This window comes from Pseudomonas sp. IT-P395 (assembly GCF_949767675.1).
In the GTDB taxonomy this organism is placed as follows: domain Bacteria; phylum Pseudomonadota; class Gammaproteobacteria; order Pseudomonadales; family Pseudomonadaceae; genus Aquipseudomonas.
In genome coordinates, this window is sequence record NZ_CATKPW010000013.1 from 1 (window position 1) to 15918 (window position 15918).

Genomic DNA, 15918 nt, shown 5'->3' on the forward strand with positions numbered 1-15918 from the left:
TGCGCCAAACGGTCGCTGCGCTCCCACGCTCGGATCAATCCCTCCACTCAGCCTTCCGATGTCGCCCGTGGATCAAGATCAAAAGCTGCAGCCGAGCTAACGCTCATCCTGTTGAGTGGTGAAGAGCGGGTGTTCGGCTTTGGTTTTGTGGTGCTCTTGCCCCTCACCCCAGCCCTCTCCCGAGGGAGAGGGAGCCGATTTGTGGGCTTTTCAAGATCTGAGTTCGACTCGGTATTTCACGTCGGCGTATCTCTTCCAGCCCACGCGGTCAGTCCCCTCTCCCTCCGGGAGAGGGCTAGGGTGAGGGGCTTTTGACCTGTTTCAGAACCTGCGCTCAACTCGGTATTTCACGTCGGCGTAGCTCTCCCAAACACCTCGGTCAGTCCCCTCTCCCTTTGGGAGAGGGATAGGGTGAGGGGCTTTTGATCTCAAGTCGGTTTCTGGTTTCGTCCGCGCAATGGCTGTAGGCCGTCTCCGTTTTTTGTGATCTCGCTGTTCTCGAACGCGACAACCAGCCTGCTGGCCGTTAGTGTTCCAGCTCCACGCAAGTCGCTTTGAGAGGTCAAGGGAATGACGAGTCGACTGACTCAACTGCTGCGGCTCAACGGTTATTTCAGCGTAATGGCCTGGGTGCTCGCGGCGCTGTTGTTCATCAATCGCTTGAGCAGCATGGTCAAGCTGTTCATGGCACTGTACCTGCGTCAGGAGCTGGGGCTGGCGATCGAGACGGTTGGCTGGTTGCTGTCGGCGTACGGTGCGGGTTTGCTGGTCGGTTCGATGCTCGGTGGCTGGCTCAGTGATCATGTGCGCACGGCGCGGCTGACGGCGGCGTTGTTCTTTGTTTCGGTGTGGGTGCTGTTGCTGCTGGGGCTGGTGACGCAGGTGCCGTTGCTGGCGGCATTGTTGTTGCTCAGCGGAACCCTCGATGGGGCCATTCGCACGCTGCATCAGCGCCTGATCATGGAATATTGCGAGGTGGCGCAGCGCTCGCGTGCGCAGGCCTTGAGCCGGGTGGCGCGCAACCTCGGGATGGCCGCTGCCGGGGTGGCGGGCGGGGTTTTGGCGCAGGCTGATTTTCGCTGGGTATTTTTCGCCAGTGCGGCAATGACGTTGCTGGCCTTGCTGTGGTTCGTCCGCACCACGTGGCAGCGTCCGGTGCTGATCAATGACGAAAGGCCCACGGATGACGCAGGTTCCGGGGGGCCGTATCGCGACAAACCGTTCCTCTGGTTGCTGGCGGCGACGGCTGTGCTTGGCATCGCGTTCGACACGGTCTACAGCACCCTGGGCAATTATCTGCGTGATTACTATCACTTGAGCACCGAAGCGATCGGTTGGCAGTTTGGCCTCAATGCGTTGTTGGTGATCGCCCTGCAGATTCCGTTGTCGCATTGGGGCGAGCGATGGGGCATGCGTCGACAAATGCTGCTCGGCAGTGTGTTGCTGGCCTGCGGGCTCGGCATGTTGCCGTTCGGTTCCGGGCTGTTTTACGTCTGCCTGTCGACGCTGATCTGGACCTTGGGCGAGGCGTTTTTCATGCCGCCGCTGAATGTGCTGGCCATGCGCTTTGCCCAAGCCGGCAAAAGCGGTCAGTACTTCGGCCTGTTCTTTATGAGCTGGAGCACCAGTGCGCTGTTGTCACCGGTGCTCAGTGGCCAGTTGTATGGTCAATTCGGGGGCCACAGTGTGTGGCTGGCGAGTGCGCTGATGGTGTTGATTTCCATCCCGCTGACTTGGCAGGCCACGCGCGTGCGCCCGGTCGCTTAGCTGATCCAGCTATTGGCATTATTCGAAAGCATTCTGTCTGTCGAGGGCATTTCTGCGCGCTCGTTAGCGTCCTATCTGGTGAACCCGATGGATCGGAACTAGATTTCACACAGCGCCAGTCAGGCACGAATGTCTCACCTGAAAATGGATGGAGTCGGCTATGAAAAGCAGGTTGCTACGGGTTTTATTACTGTTGAAAGTGATGGTCATGCTGTCCCTCGGCACCGCGACGGCCTGGGCCGAGTGCGAGGATCATGATTCCCAGGCGTTCAACGGACAGGTGGGGCATAGCGGTTTGATGCTCGCCAAGTCTGAATCCGAGCCGGGCGATCAGGGGCAGGGTGGCAGCGCCGATGACGACGACTCGACCACCGATGAGCCGGACTCTGATGATCCGGACGACGAAGGCGATAGCCAAACGTAAATGGCAGGCAAAAGAAAACCCCTTCTGCCTCGACTGATGCGCAATCGAGGTGGAAGGGGTTTGCTCAACACGTTATCCCTGAATAAACATGATCCCTGTAGGAGCTGCGGCACGCTGCGATCTTTTGATTCTGATTCTGACAATCAAAAGATCGCAGCCTCGTTTCACTCGACAGCTCCTACAGGTTTCGTGTCGCTCTCCAGATTTGCTTATGCCGCGCCGTCGAGGAACTGCTCGGCGTAGTGGCAAGCCACCTGCCGGCTGTCGAGCTGGCGCAACGCTGGCTCTTCCGTGCTGCAACGCTCGGTCGCATACGGGCAGCGCTTGTGGAAAGCACAGCCCGGAGGCGGGTTCAGCGGGTTAGGCAGTTCGCCGACGATCTTGATTTTCGGCTTGTTCGGATCCGGGTGAATGGTCGGGGTCGCCGAGAGCAGCGCCTGGGTGTACGGGTGAAGTGGACGCTCGTAGATGTCGTTCTTCGGCCCCAGTTCTACCGGGCGACCTAGGTACATCACCATCACGTCATCGGCCACGTGTTGCACCACCGCGAGGTTGTGCGAGATGAACACGTAAGCGGTGTTGAACTCCTGCTGCAGATCCATGAACAGGTTCAGCACCTGCGCCTGAATCGACACGTCCAATGCCGACGTCGGTTCGTCCGCCACCAGCACTTTCGGTTGCAGCATCATCGCCCGGGCCAGGGCGATACGCTGACGCTGACCGCCGGAAAACATGTGCGGATAGCGCTGATAATGCTCAGGGCGCAAGCCAACCTGTTTCATCATCGCCTGGACTTTCTCGCGACGCTCAGCGGCGGAGAGGTTGGTGTTGATCAGCAGCGGTTCGCCGAGCTGATCACCGACTTTCTGCCGTGGGTTCAACGAGGCGTATGGGCTTTGGAAGACCATCTGCACGTCTTTGCGCAGTTGCTTGCGCTGCGCCTTGTCGGCGCCGGCGACTTCCTGGCCGGCGATTTTCAAGGATCCGGACGACGGATCTTCAATCAGCGTCAAAGCGCGGGCGAGGGTGGATTTGCCGCAGCCCGACTCGCCTACCACGGCGAGGGTCTTGCCGGCTTCCAGTTCGAACGACACACCGTTGAGTGCGCGCACGGTCGCGTGGCCCTTGAACAGGCCACGGGAGACTTCGTAGTGACGGGTCAGGTCGCGGGCGGTAAGTACGACGGCCATTACGCCACCTCCTGGTTCAGCGGGAAGAAGCAGCGCGCGAGGCTGTTGCTTTTCGGATCAAGGCCTGGACGCTGCGTGCGGCAGCTGTCCTGCACGTACGGGCAGCGCGGCGACAGCAGGCAACCCTGCGGACGGTCGTAGCGGCCCGGGACGATACCCGGCAGGGTCGACAGGCGTGAGGCGCCGAGGCTGTGCTCGGGAATCGCCTTGAGCAGCGCTTCGCTGTACGGGTGCGCCGGGATGTCGAACAGTTGCGGCACTTGGCCGACTTCAACGGCTTGACCGGCGTACATCACGCAGACGCGCTGGGCGGTTTCAGCCACGACCGCGAGGTCGTGAGTGATCAGCACCAGGCCCATGTTCTGTTCTTTCTGCAACGCCAGCAGCAGATCCATGATCTGCGCCTGAATGGTTACGTCGAGTGCCGTGGTCGGTTCGTCAGCGATCAGCAGTTTCGGCTCGCCGGCAATCGCCATGGCAATCGCAACACGCTGGCTCATACCGCCGGACAGCTGGTGCGGGTAGGCGTCCATACGGCTCGCGGCGCCCGGGATTTCGACTTTTTCCAGCAGCTCGATCGCACGTTTGCGCGCTTGCTTGCCGGACATTTTCAGGTGCAGACGCAGCACTTCTTCGATCTGGAAACCGACGGTGTAGCTCGGGTTCAGTGCGGTCATCGGGTCCTGAAAGACCATTGACAGGTCTTTGCCGACGATTTGCCGACGCTGACGGTTGCTCAGCTTGAGCATGTCTTTGCCGTCGAAGCTGAGCGAGTCGGCGGTGACGATGCCGGGATGCTCGATCAGGCCCATCAGCGCCATCATGGTCACGGATTTACCCGAACCCGATTCGCCGACGATGGCCAGTACTTCGCCTTTGTCGACTTTCAGGTCGAGGCCGTCGACCACCGGGGTCGCGGTCTTGTCGCCGAAGCGAACGTTGAGATTCTTGATTTCTAGCAGTGACATGGGAATCTCCTCAGGCGGCGTTCTTGAGTTTCGGGTCCAGCGCATCGCGCAGACCGTCGCCCATCAAGTTGATTGCCAGCACGCTGAGCAAAATGGTCAAACCAGGCAGACTGACTACCCACCAGGCGCGTTCGATGTAGTCGCGGGCCGAGGCCAGCATGGTGCCCCACTCAGGGGTCGGCGGTTGTACGCCAAGGCCGAGGAAGCCCAGTGCGGCGGCATCGAGAATCGCCGAAGAGAAGCTCAGGGTCGCCTGAACGATCAGCGGCGCCATGCAGTTCGGCAGCACGGTGATGAACATCAGGCGTGGCAGACCGGCACCGGCCAGGCGCGCGGCGGTCACGTAGTCGCGGTTCAGTTCGCCCATCACGGCGGCACGGGTCAGACGCACGTAGGACGGCAAGGACACCACAGCAATGGCGATCACGGTGTTGATCAGGCCAGGGCCGAGGATGGCGACAATCGCCACAGCCAGCAGCAGCGACGGCAGGGCCAGCATGATGTCCATCAGACGCATGATGGTCGGGCCGATCATCTTCGGGAAGAACCCGGCGAACAGACCGAGGAGGATCCCCGGAATCAGCGACATCACCACCGACGACAAACCGATCAGCAGCGACAGGCGCGAGCCCTGGATCAGACGCGACAGCAGGTCACGCCCCAGTTCATCGGTGCCGAGCAGGAATTGCATCTGTCCGCCTTCCAGCCACGCCGGTGGCGTCAGCAGGAAGTCACGGTATTGCTCGCTCGGGTTATGCGGCGCGACCCACGGCGCGAACAGCGCGCAGAAAATGATCAGCAGCATGAACAGGAGGCCAGCAACTGCGCCCTTGTTCTTCGAGAAGGCTTGCCAGAATTCTTTGTACGGCGACGGGTACAGCAGGCTTTGATCCGCGTTGGCGGCGGCGGTGGCTACTGAGGATGTTGGAGTGCTCATGGTTATTGACCTCAGCGCTGATGACGGATGCGTGGGTTGGCAAAGCCGTAGAGGATGTCCACTACGAAGTTGACCAGAATCACCAGGCAGGCGATTAACAGGATGCCGTTTTGCACAACCGGGTAGTCCCGGGCGCCGATGGCTTCGATCAGCCATTTACCGATGCCGGGCCAGGAGAAGATGGTTTCGGTCAGGACCGCACCGGCCAGCAGGGTGCCGACTTGCAGACCGACCACGGTGAGTACCGGAATCAGCGCGTTACGCAGGCCGTGGACGAACACCACGCGCGACGGCGACAGGCCCTTGGCCTTGGCGGTGCGGATGTAGTCTTCGCGCAGCACTTCAAGCATCGACGAACGGGTCATCCGTGCGATCACTGCCAGCGGAATGGTGCCGAGCACGATGGCCGGCAGGATCAGGTGATGCAGGGCATCGAAGAACGCACCGACGTCATCGGCCAGCAGCGTGTCGATCAGCATGAAACCGGTGCGCGGCTCGATGTCATAGAGCAAATCGATCCGCCCGGAAACGGGGGTCCAGCCCAGGCTCACCGAGAAGAACATGATCAGGATCAGGCCCCACCAGAAGATCGGCATCGAATAGCCCGCGAGGGAGATGCCCATCACCCCGTGGTCGAACAGCGATCCTCGCTTGAGTGCCGCGATCACCCCGGCCAGAAGACCGAGAATGCCGGCGAACAGCAGGGCGGCCATGGACAGTTCCAGGGTCGCCGGAAAGAGAGAGGTGAACTCGGTCCACACGCTTTCACGCGTACGCAGGGATTCGCCGAGGTCGCCTTGAGCCAGTTTGCCGATGTAGTCCAGATACTGGGCATACAGTGGCTTGTTCAGACCTAGGCGTTCCATTGCCTGAGCGTGCATTTCGGGGTCGACCCGACGTTCGCCCATCATCACTTCCACGGGGTCGCCCGGAATCATGCGAATCAACGCGAAAGTCAGCAAGGTGATGCCGAAAAACGTGGGGATCAACAACCCCAGTCGGCGGGCAATAAAACTAAACATCTTGTGTGGTACCTCATCAGCCGGTTAGGCGTGCCCGGTGTCCCTGGGGTCAGGAACACCGGGAGTTTCTTATCTACTTCACCTGGGTGGTGGCGAAGTTATTAGTGGTGAGAGGGCTGATGTGATAGCCCTCTACGTTGTTGCGCATTGCAGTAAACATCCGCGTGTGGGCCATGCTGATCCACGGTTGATCCTGATTAAACAGGACCTGAGCCTGCTCGTAGAGTTTCGCGCGTTCGGCCGGATCTACTTTAGCCCGTGCTTCGTCGAGCAGTGCCTGGAATTTCTCGTTGCACCAGCGCGCGTAGTTTTCGCCGTTCTTGGCAGCTTCGCAACTGAGCATAGGCGTCAGGAAGTTATCCGGGTCGCCGTTGTCGCCCGCCCATCCGGCCGAGACCATATCGTGCTCACCGGCCTTGGCGCGTTTGAGCATTTCGCCCCATTCCATCACGCGAATGTCGATCTTGATCCCGACTTTCGCCAGGTCAGCCTGCATCATCTGCGCGCCGAGCATCGGGTTGGGGTTGGTCGGGCCACCGCCGTTACGGGTAAACAAGGTAAACACGGTGCCTTCCGGAACCCCGGCTTCCTTGAGCAGGGCGCGGGCCTTGTCGAGGTCACGTGGCGGGTTCTTCAGGTCGTGGTTGTAGCCCAGCAGCGTGTCCGGGTACGGGTTGACCGCGACGGTCGCATTGCCCGGGCCAAACAGCGCGTTGACGTAAGCGGCTTTGTCGAAGGCGATATCGATCGCTTTACGCACACGCACGTCGCTCATGTATTTGTGCTGGGTGTTCATGGCGATGTACGAAACGGTCATCGCGTTCAGTTCATCGACCTTGAGCTTGGCGTCTTTCTTGATGCTCGGAATGTCATCCGGTTTTGGATACAGCGCGATCTGGCATTCGTTGGCCTTGAGCTTCTGCAGGCGCACGTTGTTGTCGGTGGCGATCGCCAGGATCAACGCATCGGCTGGCGGCTTGCCACGGAAATACTCCGGGTTGGCCTTGAAGCGCACCTGCGCATCCTTGGCGTAGCGCTGGAAGATGAACGGGCCGGTGCCGATCGGCTTGTTGTTGAGGTCGCCGGTCTTGTTGGCTTTGAGCAATTGGTCGGCGTATTCGGCCGGGTAGATCGAGGAGAACGCCATCGCGATGTCGGCCAGGAACGGCGCTTCGCGGCGGGTCAGGGTGAACTTGACCGTGTTGTCGTCGACTTTCTCGACATTCTTCAGCAGTTCCTTGAAGCCCATGCTTTCAAAGTACGGGAAGCCCACGCTCGACAGTTTGTGCCACGGGTGATTCGGGTCCAGTTGACGCTGGAAGCTCCAGACCACGTCGTCGGCGTTCATGTCGCGGGTCGGCTTGAAATATTCGGTGGTGTGAAACTTGACGCCTTTGCGCAGGTGGAACGTGTAGGTCAGGCCGTCTTCGCTGATGTCCCAGGACTCGGCGAGTGCCGGGATCACTTCAGTGGTGCCGGGCTTGAAGTCAGCCAGGCGGTTGAAGATGGTTTCGGCCACAGCGTCCGCCGTGACTGCAGTTGTGTACTGGACCATATCGAAGCCTTCCGGACTGGCTTCGGTGCAGACCACCAAGGGTTTGGCCGAGACGCCGACAGCGACACTCAGCAACGCAGCCGCGATGGCCGCACGTAGGGGAAGCATTTTCATCGATAACCCTCTGCAATCGGTTGAAGACAAAAAACCGAACGGCCGACTCATCATGAGTCAGCCGTCGGTTGGCGTTTTTTACAGGATGTTGAATGGAATCGTGGTCACGAGACGGAACTCGTTGATGCTGCCGTCAGCCTGGTTTTCGCTGGCGCGGTGAGCGGTGTAAGTGCCGCGAATCGTGGTGGCTTTGAGTGGCCCGCTCTGTACGGCATAGGTTGCACCGATGCCGTATTCATAGTGGTGCTCGCCGTCCATCGATTGCACACCGTCGTAGCCGCCACCTTTGTAGTGAGTGCCGTCGATGCCCCAGCCGCGCGCCTGGTAGATGTTGAACTTCAGGCCCGGTACACCGTATTCGGCCATGTTGATGCCGTAGGAAACCTGGAAGGACTTCTCGTTCGGGCCGTTGAAGTCCGAGAGCAGGGAGTTGGCCAGGTAGATACCGTTGGTTTCGTGCAGGTAGTCGAAGTACTCGTTACCGTTCACTTCCTGATACGAGAAGGTCAGGGTGTGTGCCAGGTGAGTCAGGCCGAACGACAGCGAGTAGGTGTCGTTGTCGATGTCGCCCAGCAGTTTTTTGCCTTCGTCGACAGTCTTGTAGTAGTTCAGGCCGGTGGTCAGGCTGAGGATCGAGCTGTCACCCAGCACGTGGGTGGCGCCGAAGTAGTACTGGTTCCACAGGTCTTCAGCCTGGGTGCCCCACAGGCTGGTGGTCAGGCTGGCGAACGGCTGGTACGAGATACCGGCGGTATTCACGTGGTCAGCTTCGGCGTCGATGTTGCCGTATTCGGAGCGGAACTTGCTGAGGCTCTCTTCGGTACGAGGCGAGACGCGGTCGAACGTTGCCAGGTCGAACGAGAGGTTGTTCAGCTCTTCGCTGTGGATCGCGATACCTTCGAAGCTCGACGGCAGCGGACGGTTGCCGATCACGTCGACCTGCGGGCTGCTGAAGTTCATGCGGCCGGCGGTCAGGGTGGTATTGGAGATACGTGCCTTGATGTTGGCCAGGCCCACTTTGCTCCATTGACCTTGAGCGTCACCGCCTTCTTTGGTCAGCGTACGGTTGTTGCCTGCGCCTGGACGAGTGCCCGGTGCGCCGCCGTTGTTGGAGGCGAGGTTCTCGCGGTCACGCTCAAGAGCGATGGCGTTGTAGGCCGCCACTTCGGTGCTGAAACCGACAGTACCTTCGGTGAAGCCCGAGTTGTACTTGATGATCGTGCCTTGCACCCAGTTGATGCGGCGGTCGGTTTCGGTCGATTGGCCGTTCTTGCGATAGGCGAACTTGCCGCCGCGCTTGAGTTGCTCGTTGGCGTACCAGTTGCGGGTCGAACCGCTGATCGATTGACCTTCGAGGAAGCCGGTGGCCTCGGCCTGGGCGCTCTTCTCGTTGACGGTTACTGGAGTGAACGCCTGGCTTTGGGTTTCTGCGTACGCCGTGGCGGTGACGCTGCTGATGGCCAGAGCCAGTATCGCGGTGCTGCTCAGTTTCATGGGTGAAGCTCCTTTACTTTCTTTTTATGCCGGCTTTTTTTGGTATGCCGGTTATTGGTTTAGAACTCGTTCACACATCGCAAACGTTTGCAAAAAGCCGGATTGGCGAATTTCGGCAAAGCGCTTGCGTGAGGGGCTAGACAGCGCCCCCCAGCGTTGCGGCTAATCATCTGGTTTAATCGATACCGACACCCGAGAACACGTTGCGACCGAACGGGCTGACTTTGAACCCTTCGATCCTCGCGCTTAACGGCTGGTTGACCGTCGAGTGGGCGACAGGCGTGATCGGCACTTGCTGTTTAAGCAATTGCTGGGCCTGTTTATAGAGCACGGTGCGTTGGTCGCGGTCGGTGACGACCTTGGCCTGTTTGATCAGCTTGTCGTAAGCCGGGTCGCACCACATGGAGTAGTTGTTGCCGCCGATGGCATCGCAGCTGTACAGCGTGCCGAGCCAGTTGTCCGGATCCCCGTTGTCACCGGTCCAGCCGATCAGGCTGATGTCGTGCTCGCCATTTTTGGTGCGCTTGATGTACTCGCCCCATTCGTAGCTGACGATCTTCACTTTCAGACCGATCTTGGCCCAGTCCGCCTGGAGCATTTCGGCCATCAGTTTGGCGTTCGGGTTATACGGGCGCTGCACCGGCATCGCCCACAGGGTGATCTCGGTGCCTTCTTTAACGCCGGCAGCCTTGAGCAGCTCTTTGGCTTTTTCCGGGTTGTAGGCGGCGTCTTTGATGCTGTCGTCGTAGGACCACTGGGTCGGCGGCATGGCGTTGACGGCCAGTTGACCGGCGCCCTGATAAACAGCGTTGAGAATTCCTTGTTTATTCACCGCCATGTCCAGCGCCTGGCGCACTTCGAGCTGGTCGAAGGGCTTGTGGCGGACGTTATAGGCGATGTAGCCGAGGTTGAAACCCGGTTTGGAAATCAGTTGCAGTTTCGGGTCGGCCTTCAACGCTTCAACATCGGCAGGGCGCGGATGCAGGGTAATCTGGCATTCGCCAGCCTTGAGCTTCTGCACGCGCACCGAGGCGTCGGTGTTGATCGCGAAGATCAGGTTGTCGAGTTTGACCCGGCTCGGATCCCAGTAATGTTTATTACCGGTGTAACGAATGTTCGAGTCTTTCTGATAACTCTTGAACACGAACGGCCCGGTGCCGATCGGTTTCTGGTTGATGTCGCTTGGCTTGCCTTCGGCCAGCAGTTTGTCGGCGTATTCGGCGGACAGGATGGCGGCGAAGCTCATGGCGATATTCTGAATGAACGCTGCGTCGACGCTGTTGAGCGTGAACTCCACGGTCAGCGGCCCGGTCTTCTCGACCTTGGCGATGTTCTTGTTCAGGCTCATCCCGTTGAAATACGGGAATTCGGTGGGATAAGCCTTACGGAAAGGTTGCTGTGCATCGAGCATGCGATTAAACGTGAACAACACGTCGTCGGCGTTGAAGTCGCGGGTCGGCTTGAAGTACGGCGTTGTATGAAATTTCACACCTTCACGCAGGTGAAAGGTGTACTTGAGACCATCCTCGGAAATATCCCACGTGGTTGCCAGGCCCGGGACGACATTAGTCGCGCCTTTTTCGAACTCGACCAGTCGGTTGTAGATCGGTTCGGCGGCGTCGTTATCGGTGGCCGTCGTGTATTGCGCGGTATCAAAGCCCGCCGGGCTGCCTTCAGAGCAGAACACCAGACTTTTACTGGCGGCGAAACTGGCGGACGAGGCGGCCAACAGGCCGGCCCCCAACAATGCGGAATAAATCAAGGTATGGCGCATGACGCTCCCTCTTTTTTAGTGTTGTTCAATGCGCCGTCGTCTCATCCGGAGACGTTTTGGCTGCATCGAGCTCAATCCAGTGCGTACGGCAAACCGGTGGCCCACGCAGACACTGGTCAGTACCCGACGGTAGGGGCCGCGGTTCTGGCAGTAAATGCGTAAATGCCTTAAAGCTCGTAGGAAAAGGCGACGCGTCCTATACCGCTGCGGTAATCCACAGTGGAATTGGCTGTAGGCAATTTCCTAACTTCCCGGCAGGTAAAACAACGGCGACGTTATAAACGTCGCCGTTGCAGTGCCTTATTTGCTGACGCTGACGCCGTAGAAGGAATTCAAGCCGAATGGGCTGATCTTGAAATCCTGCACGTTGGCGCGCATGGGTTGGTACACCGTCGAGTGAGCGATAGGTGTCATCGGGACTGCATCTTTGAGGACGTGTTGCGCCTGTTTGTACAGTTCGGTGCGCTTGGCCTGGTCGGTCGTGCGTTTGGCTTCTTTGACGAGGCCGTCGAACTTCTTGTCGCACCACTTGGAGAAGTTGTTGCCGCTGAGCGAGTCGCAACCGAACAGCACGTTCAGCCAGTTGTCCGGATCACCATTGTCACCGCTCCAGCCAATGATCATGGCCTGGTTCTCGCCACCTTTGGAGCGTTTGATGTACTCGCCCCACTCGTAGCTGGTGATCTTCACTTTCAAGCCGATCTTGGCCCAGTCGGACTGGAGCATTTCAGCCATCAGTTTGGCGTTCGGGTTGTACGGACGCTGCACCGGCATCGCCCACAGCACGATCTCGGTACCTTCCTTGACGCCGGCTTCCTTGAGCAGCTGTTTGGCTTTCTCAGGATCGTACTTGGCATCTTTGATGGTGGTGTCGTAAGACCATTGGGTCGGCGGCATGGCGTTGACGGCCAGTTGGCCTGCGCCCTGATAAACCGAATCAATGATTTGCGGCTTGTTCACAGCCATGTCCAGCGCCTGACGAACGCGCAGGTCTGCCAGCGGGTTGGCCTCGTTGCTGCCCTTGACCTTGTCCATCACGTTGTAGGCGATGTAACCCAGGTTGAAACCAGCCTGGTCAGGCATTTTCAGGGTTTTGTCTTCTTTCAGCGCTTTCAGGTCGGCCGGACGCGGGAACAGGGTGACCTGGCACTCGTTCTTTTTCAGCTTCTGAATACGTACCGACGGGTCGGTGGTGATGGCGAAGATCAGGTTGTCGATCTTCACGTCTTCAGGCTTCCAGTAGTCCTTGTTGCCGGTGTAACGGATGTTGGAGTCTTTCTGGTAGCTCTTGAACACGAACGGGCCAGTGCCGATCGGCTTCTGGTTGATGTCGGCAGCCTTGCCTTCCTTGAGCAGTTGGGCAGCGTACTCGGCGGACTGTACCGAGGCGAAGCTCATGGCCATGTTCTGGATGAACGCGGCATCCACTTCTTTCAAAGTGAACTTGACGGTGTGATCGTCGACTTTATCGATCTTGGTGATGTTGGTGTCCATCCCCATGTCGGTGAAGTACGGGAATTCGGTCGGGTACGCCTTACGGAACGGGTCATCCTTGTTAATCATGCGATTGAAGGTGAACAGTACGTCGTCGGCGTTGAACTCACGAGTCGGCTTGAAATACGGGGTGGTGTGGAACTTGACGCCTTCACGCAGGTGGAAGGTGTACGTCAGGCCGTCATCGGAAATGTCCCACTTGGTCGCCAGACCAGGAATCACGGCGGTGCCGCCGCGCTCGAACTGGGTCAGACGGTTGAACATGGTTTCGGCTGAGGCGTCGAAGTCGGTTCCGGTGGTGTACTGGCCTGGGTCGAAACCGGCCGGGCTGCCTTCGGAGCAGAACACCAGGTTAGTCGCAGCGGATGCGAAAGGTGCGGAGGCTAACAAGCCTGCGCCGACTAAAAACGGAATGACCGCGTGTTTAAGCATGTTGGCCTCATGATTTGTTGTCATTTTTTAGTTGTGAGGTACGACCTCGTGAGTCGTGCCTGCGGATACTTATGCAGGGGCCATACCCATTGCAAGATCCAGAGTGACTGCCGGCCTCAAAGCGTGGCACGAACGTACCTTAATGTCGCATCTGTATAACTTCTGACGCATTTGACCGTTTGCGGGTGGTTTTTACGGTGCAAATGAAGCCCCAAAACGGTGCGTTGGTCACGTTGTGCGCGCCGCCTTGGGGCTCGGTGTTACTTATTTATACCCACGCCATAGAAGGGGGTTAGACCGAACGGGCTGATCCGGAAGTCAGTAACTTCCTTGCGCAGCGGCTGAAACACCGTGGAGTTGGCAATCGGTGTGATCGGCACTTGCTGTTTAAGGATCAGTTGCGCCTGTTGATACAGTTTTACCCGCTGTGCTTTGTCGGTGGACAACTTGGCCTGTTGCACCAGTTTGTCGTAGGCCGGATCGCACCATTTGGCGTAGTTGCTGCCTTTTACCGCCGCGCAGCTGTAAAGCACGCCAAGCCAGTTGTCCGGGTCACCGTTGTCACCTGTCCAACCATAGATCATCGCGTCGTGTTCGCCATTTTTCGCGCGCTTGATGTACTCGCCCCATTCGTAGCTGACGATGTTGGCCTTGATGCCGATTTTCTCCCAATCCTGCTGGATCATCTGCGCCGACATCCGCGCGTTCGGGTTCGAGGCGCGCTGCACTGTCATCGCCCAGAGGTTGATGGTTGTACCCGGCGCAACCCCTGCTTCTTTCAGTAGCACCCGTGCTTTTGCCGGGTCGTAGGGAGCGTCCTTGATGTTCGGGTCATACGACCATTGCGCCGGCGGCAAGGCGTTTTGCGCCAACTGGCCGGCGCTTTGGTAAACGGCTTTGATGATTGCCGGTTTGTCGATGGCCATGTCCAACGCCTGCCGCACTTTGAGCTGGTCGAGTGGCGCGTGGGTGGTGTTGTAGGCGAGGAAGCCGAGGTTGAAACCGGCCTGTTTGAGCACGCGCAGGTTCGGGTCTTTTTCCATCACTTCGATGTCGGCCGGGCGTGGGTAGCCGCTGACCTGGCATTCGCCGGCCTTGAGTTTTTGCAGGCGTACGGCGGCGTCCGGGGTGATGGAGAAAATCAGGTTATCGATTTTGAGGTCTTCGGGTTTCCAGTAGGCCGTGTTGGCGGCGTAGCGGATTAGTGAGTCCTTCTGGTAGCGCTTGAACACGAATGGGCCGGTGCCGATCGGCTTCTGGTTGAGGTCGGCGGCTTTGCCTTCTTTCAACAGTTGGTTGGCGTATTCGGCCGACTGCACGGAGGCGAAGCTCATGGCGAGGTTTTGCACGAACGCGGCGTCGACGTTGTTGAGGTTGAAGCGCACGGTTTGCTTGTCGAGTTTTTCTACTGATTTGATCGTGGTGTTGAGGCCCATGTCGGTGAAGTAGGGGGATTCGGCGGGGTAGGCCTTGCGGAAGGCGTTTTCCGGGTCGAGCAGGCGCTGGAAGGTGAAGAGGACGTCGTCGGCGTTGAAGTCTCGAGTGGGGGTGAAGTAGTCGGTGGTGTGGAATTTTACGTTTTGGCGCAGGTGGAAGGTGTATTGCAGGCCATCCGGGGAGATATCCCATTTTGTTGCCAGGCCGGGTTCGATGTCGGTGCCGCCGCGTTTGAATTGGGTGAGGCGGTTGAAGACGGTTTCGGCGGAGGCGTCGAAGTCGGTGCCACTGGTGTATTGGCTGGGGTCGAAGCCGGCGGGGCTGGCTTCGGAGCAGTAGACCAGGGTTGTGGCGGCGTTGGCGATCGGGGCTATGGCGGTTAGTGCGAGGGAGATCAAGAGCAGTTTTAGGGTGGATCTTGGCATGGGGTCCCCGGGGAATCGGCGGTGGTAATCGTGGAAGAGTAGCTGGGGCGGGGGGGGTGGCGGAAATATCGTTTTTCCTGTTGAAGCGTCTATCTCGGCATATCTAGCACTTGTGTGTATATCCGTTGCTGCGGTAACGGCTGCTTAGGGTTCCGCCCTTACGGCGGGTCACTTTTTCCAGACGCCGAAAAAGTAACCAAAAAGGCTTGCTCCTACGTGCGGCCCGCTCGCTGGGGCTCGGGGTTCCTTCGCTGCGGGATCGATCCGGGCGCAGCGCCTACGGTTTGCTTCGCTGCACCTCCTCTCGCTGTGTTTGGCTGCGCCAAACGGTCGCTGCGCTCCCACGCCCGGATCAATCCCTCCACTCAGCCTTCCGACGTCGCCCTACAGATCAAGAGCTGCAGCCGAGCTAACGCTCATCCTGTTGAGTGGTGAAGAGCCAAGTGGTGTTCGGCTGTTGATTTGTGTTGTGGCTACCCCTCACCCCAGCCCTCTCCCGAGGGAGAGGGAGCCGATTTGTGGGCTTTTCAAGATCTGAGTTCGACTCGGTATTTCACGTCGGCGTACATCTCCCAAACCACTCGGTCAGTCCCCTCTCCCTGCGGGCGGTCCGACGTTTCGGGAGGGCTAGGGTGAGGGGCTTTTGATCTGTTTCAGAATCTGAGTTCAACACGGCAATCGCACGTCGGCGTAACTCTCCCAAACACCACGGTCAGTCCCCTCTCCCTCTGGGAGAGGCTAGGGTGAGGGTTGGCTTTTGGCTGTTTAAATCTGTGTCAGATAACCAGAACCTTCCCACAAGGTTTTCAGGTTGTCCGTCGGACGTGCGCTCTCTAGTCTTTGGGCGTCGCTGAAGACTCGGCGATCGGGAGGTGAGATTCCCGG

At 58.8% G+C, this 15918-nt stretch carries 11 protein-coding genes; 2 read left to right on the forward strand and 9 right to left on the reverse strand.

Translation table 11 applies throughout. The annotated features are described in order from the left end of the window. The first annotated feature begins 570 nt into the window (after positions 1-570). Entirely contained in the window at positions 571-1767 is a 1197-nt protein-coding gene (locus ACM6IN_RS12405) for an MFS transporter (RefSeq protein WP_414916134.1), read from the forward strand. A gap of 160 nt (positions 1768-1927) precedes the next feature. After that, positions 1928-2191: a hypothetical protein gene (locus tag ACM6IN_RS12410; RefSeq protein WP_007917627.1), complete on the forward strand. Its 264-nt coding sequence runs from the start codon at positions 1928-1930 to the stop codon at positions 2189-2191. Positions 2192-2400: 209 nt separating this feature from the next. Here ACM6IN_RS12410 and ACM6IN_RS12415 read toward each other — a convergent pair whose 3' ends face one another. The 9 genes from ACM6IN_RS12415 to ACM6IN_RS12455 form a co-directional block, all read right to left on the reverse strand. Continuing rightward, on the reverse strand, positions 2401-3381 hold the full coding sequence (locus ACM6IN_RS12415; RefSeq protein WP_007917625.1) for a peptide ABC transporter ATP-binding protein: 981 nt from the start codon (positions 3379-3381) through the stop codon (positions 2401-2403). Next, the gene (locus ACM6IN_RS12420) at positions 3381-4349 is read right to left on the reverse strand and encodes an ABC transporter ATP-binding protein (RefSeq protein WP_007917624.1); all 969 of its coding nucleotides are present in this window, start codon (positions 4347-4349) and stop codon (positions 3381-3383) included. The genes ACM6IN_RS12415 and ACM6IN_RS12420 overlap by 1 nt, the downstream gene beginning before the upstream one ends. A gap of 10 nt (positions 4350-4359) precedes the next feature. Beyond that, entirely contained in the window at positions 4360-5286 is a 927-nt protein-coding gene (locus ACM6IN_RS12425; protein ID WP_414893475.1) for an ABC transporter permease subunit, read from the reverse strand. An 11-nt stretch (positions 5287-5297) separates the two neighbouring features. Then, positions 5298-6308: an ABC transporter permease subunit gene (locus tag ACM6IN_RS12430; protein WP_007917620.1), complete on the reverse strand. Its 1011-nt coding sequence runs from the start codon at positions 6306-6308 to the stop codon at positions 5298-5300. A gap of 73 nt (positions 6309-6381) precedes the next feature. Next, the gene (locus ACM6IN_RS12435) at positions 6382-7977 is read right to left on the reverse strand and encodes an ABC transporter substrate-binding protein (RefSeq protein WP_095114534.1); all 1596 of its coding nucleotides are present in this window, start codon (positions 7975-7977) and stop codon (positions 6382-6384) included. 78 nt (positions 7978-8055) lie between these two features. Beyond that, a complete protein-coding gene (locus ACM6IN_RS12440) occupies positions 8056-9471 on the reverse strand; it encodes an OprD family porin (RefSeq protein WP_007917616.1) in 1416 nt (471 codons plus the stop codon). 175 nt (positions 9472-9646) lie between these two features. Beyond that, on the reverse strand, positions 9647-11245 hold the full coding sequence (locus ACM6IN_RS12445; protein ID WP_007917614.1) for an ABC transporter substrate-binding protein: 1599 nt from the start codon (positions 11243-11245) through the stop codon (positions 9647-9649). 300 nt (positions 11246-11545) lie between these two features. Beyond that, on the reverse strand, positions 11546-13171 hold the full coding sequence (locus ACM6IN_RS12450) for an ABC transporter substrate-binding protein (RefSeq protein ID WP_095114532.1): 1626 nt from the start codon (positions 13169-13171) through the stop codon (positions 11546-11548). A 260-nt stretch (positions 13172-13431) separates the two neighbouring features. Continuing rightward, complete coding sequence (locus tag ACM6IN_RS12455) at positions 13432-15033, reverse strand: ABC transporter substrate-binding protein (protein WP_414916135.1); 1602 nt, start codon at positions 15031-15033, stop codon at positions 13432-13434. Positions 15034-15918 lie beyond the last annotated feature (885 nt).

Excerpts from the sequence above, each read along its gene's own strand:
- ACM6IN_RS12405 (WP_414916134.1), top strand. The coding sequence starts at position 571 with ATGACGAGTCGACTGACTCAACTGCTGCGGCTCAACGGTTATTTCAGC.
- ACM6IN_RS12410 (WP_007917627.1), top strand. The coding sequence starts at position 1,928 with ATGAAAAGCAGGTTGCTACGGGTTTTATTACTGTTGAAAGTGATGGTC.
- ACM6IN_RS12415 (WP_007917625.1), bottom strand. The coding sequence starts at position 3,381 with ATGGCCGTCGTACTTACCGCCCGCGACCTGACCCGTCACTACGAAGTC.
- ACM6IN_RS12420 (WP_007917624.1), bottom strand. The coding sequence starts at position 4,349 with ATGTCACTGCTAGAAATCAAGAATCTCAACGTTCGCTTCGGCGACAAG.
- ACM6IN_RS12425 (WP_414893475.1), bottom strand. The coding sequence starts at position 5,286 with ATGAGCACTCCAACATCCTCAGTAGCCACCGCCGCCGCCAACGCGGAT.
- ACM6IN_RS12430 (WP_007917620.1), bottom strand. The coding sequence starts at position 6,308 with ATGTTTAGTTTTATTGCCCGCCGACTGGGGTTGTTGATCCCCACGTTT.
- ACM6IN_RS12435 (WP_095114534.1), bottom strand. The coding sequence starts at position 7,977 with ATGAAAATGCTTCCCCTACGTGCGGCCATCGCGGCTGCGTTGCTGAGT.
- ACM6IN_RS12440 (WP_007917616.1), bottom strand. The coding sequence starts at position 9,471 with ATGAAACTGAGCAGCACCGCGATACTGGCTCTGGCCATCAGCAGCGTC.
- ACM6IN_RS12445 (WP_007917614.1), bottom strand. The coding sequence starts at position 11,245 with ATGCGCCATACCTTGATTTATTCCGCATTGTTGGGGGCCGGCCTGTTG.
- ACM6IN_RS12450 (WP_095114532.1), bottom strand. The coding sequence starts at position 13,171 with ATGCTTAAACACGCGGTCATTCCGTTTTTAGTCGGCGCAGGCTTGTTA.
- ACM6IN_RS12455 (WP_414916135.1), bottom strand. The coding sequence starts at position 15,033 with ATGCCAAGATCCACCCTAAAACTGCTCTTGATCTCCCTCGCACTAACC.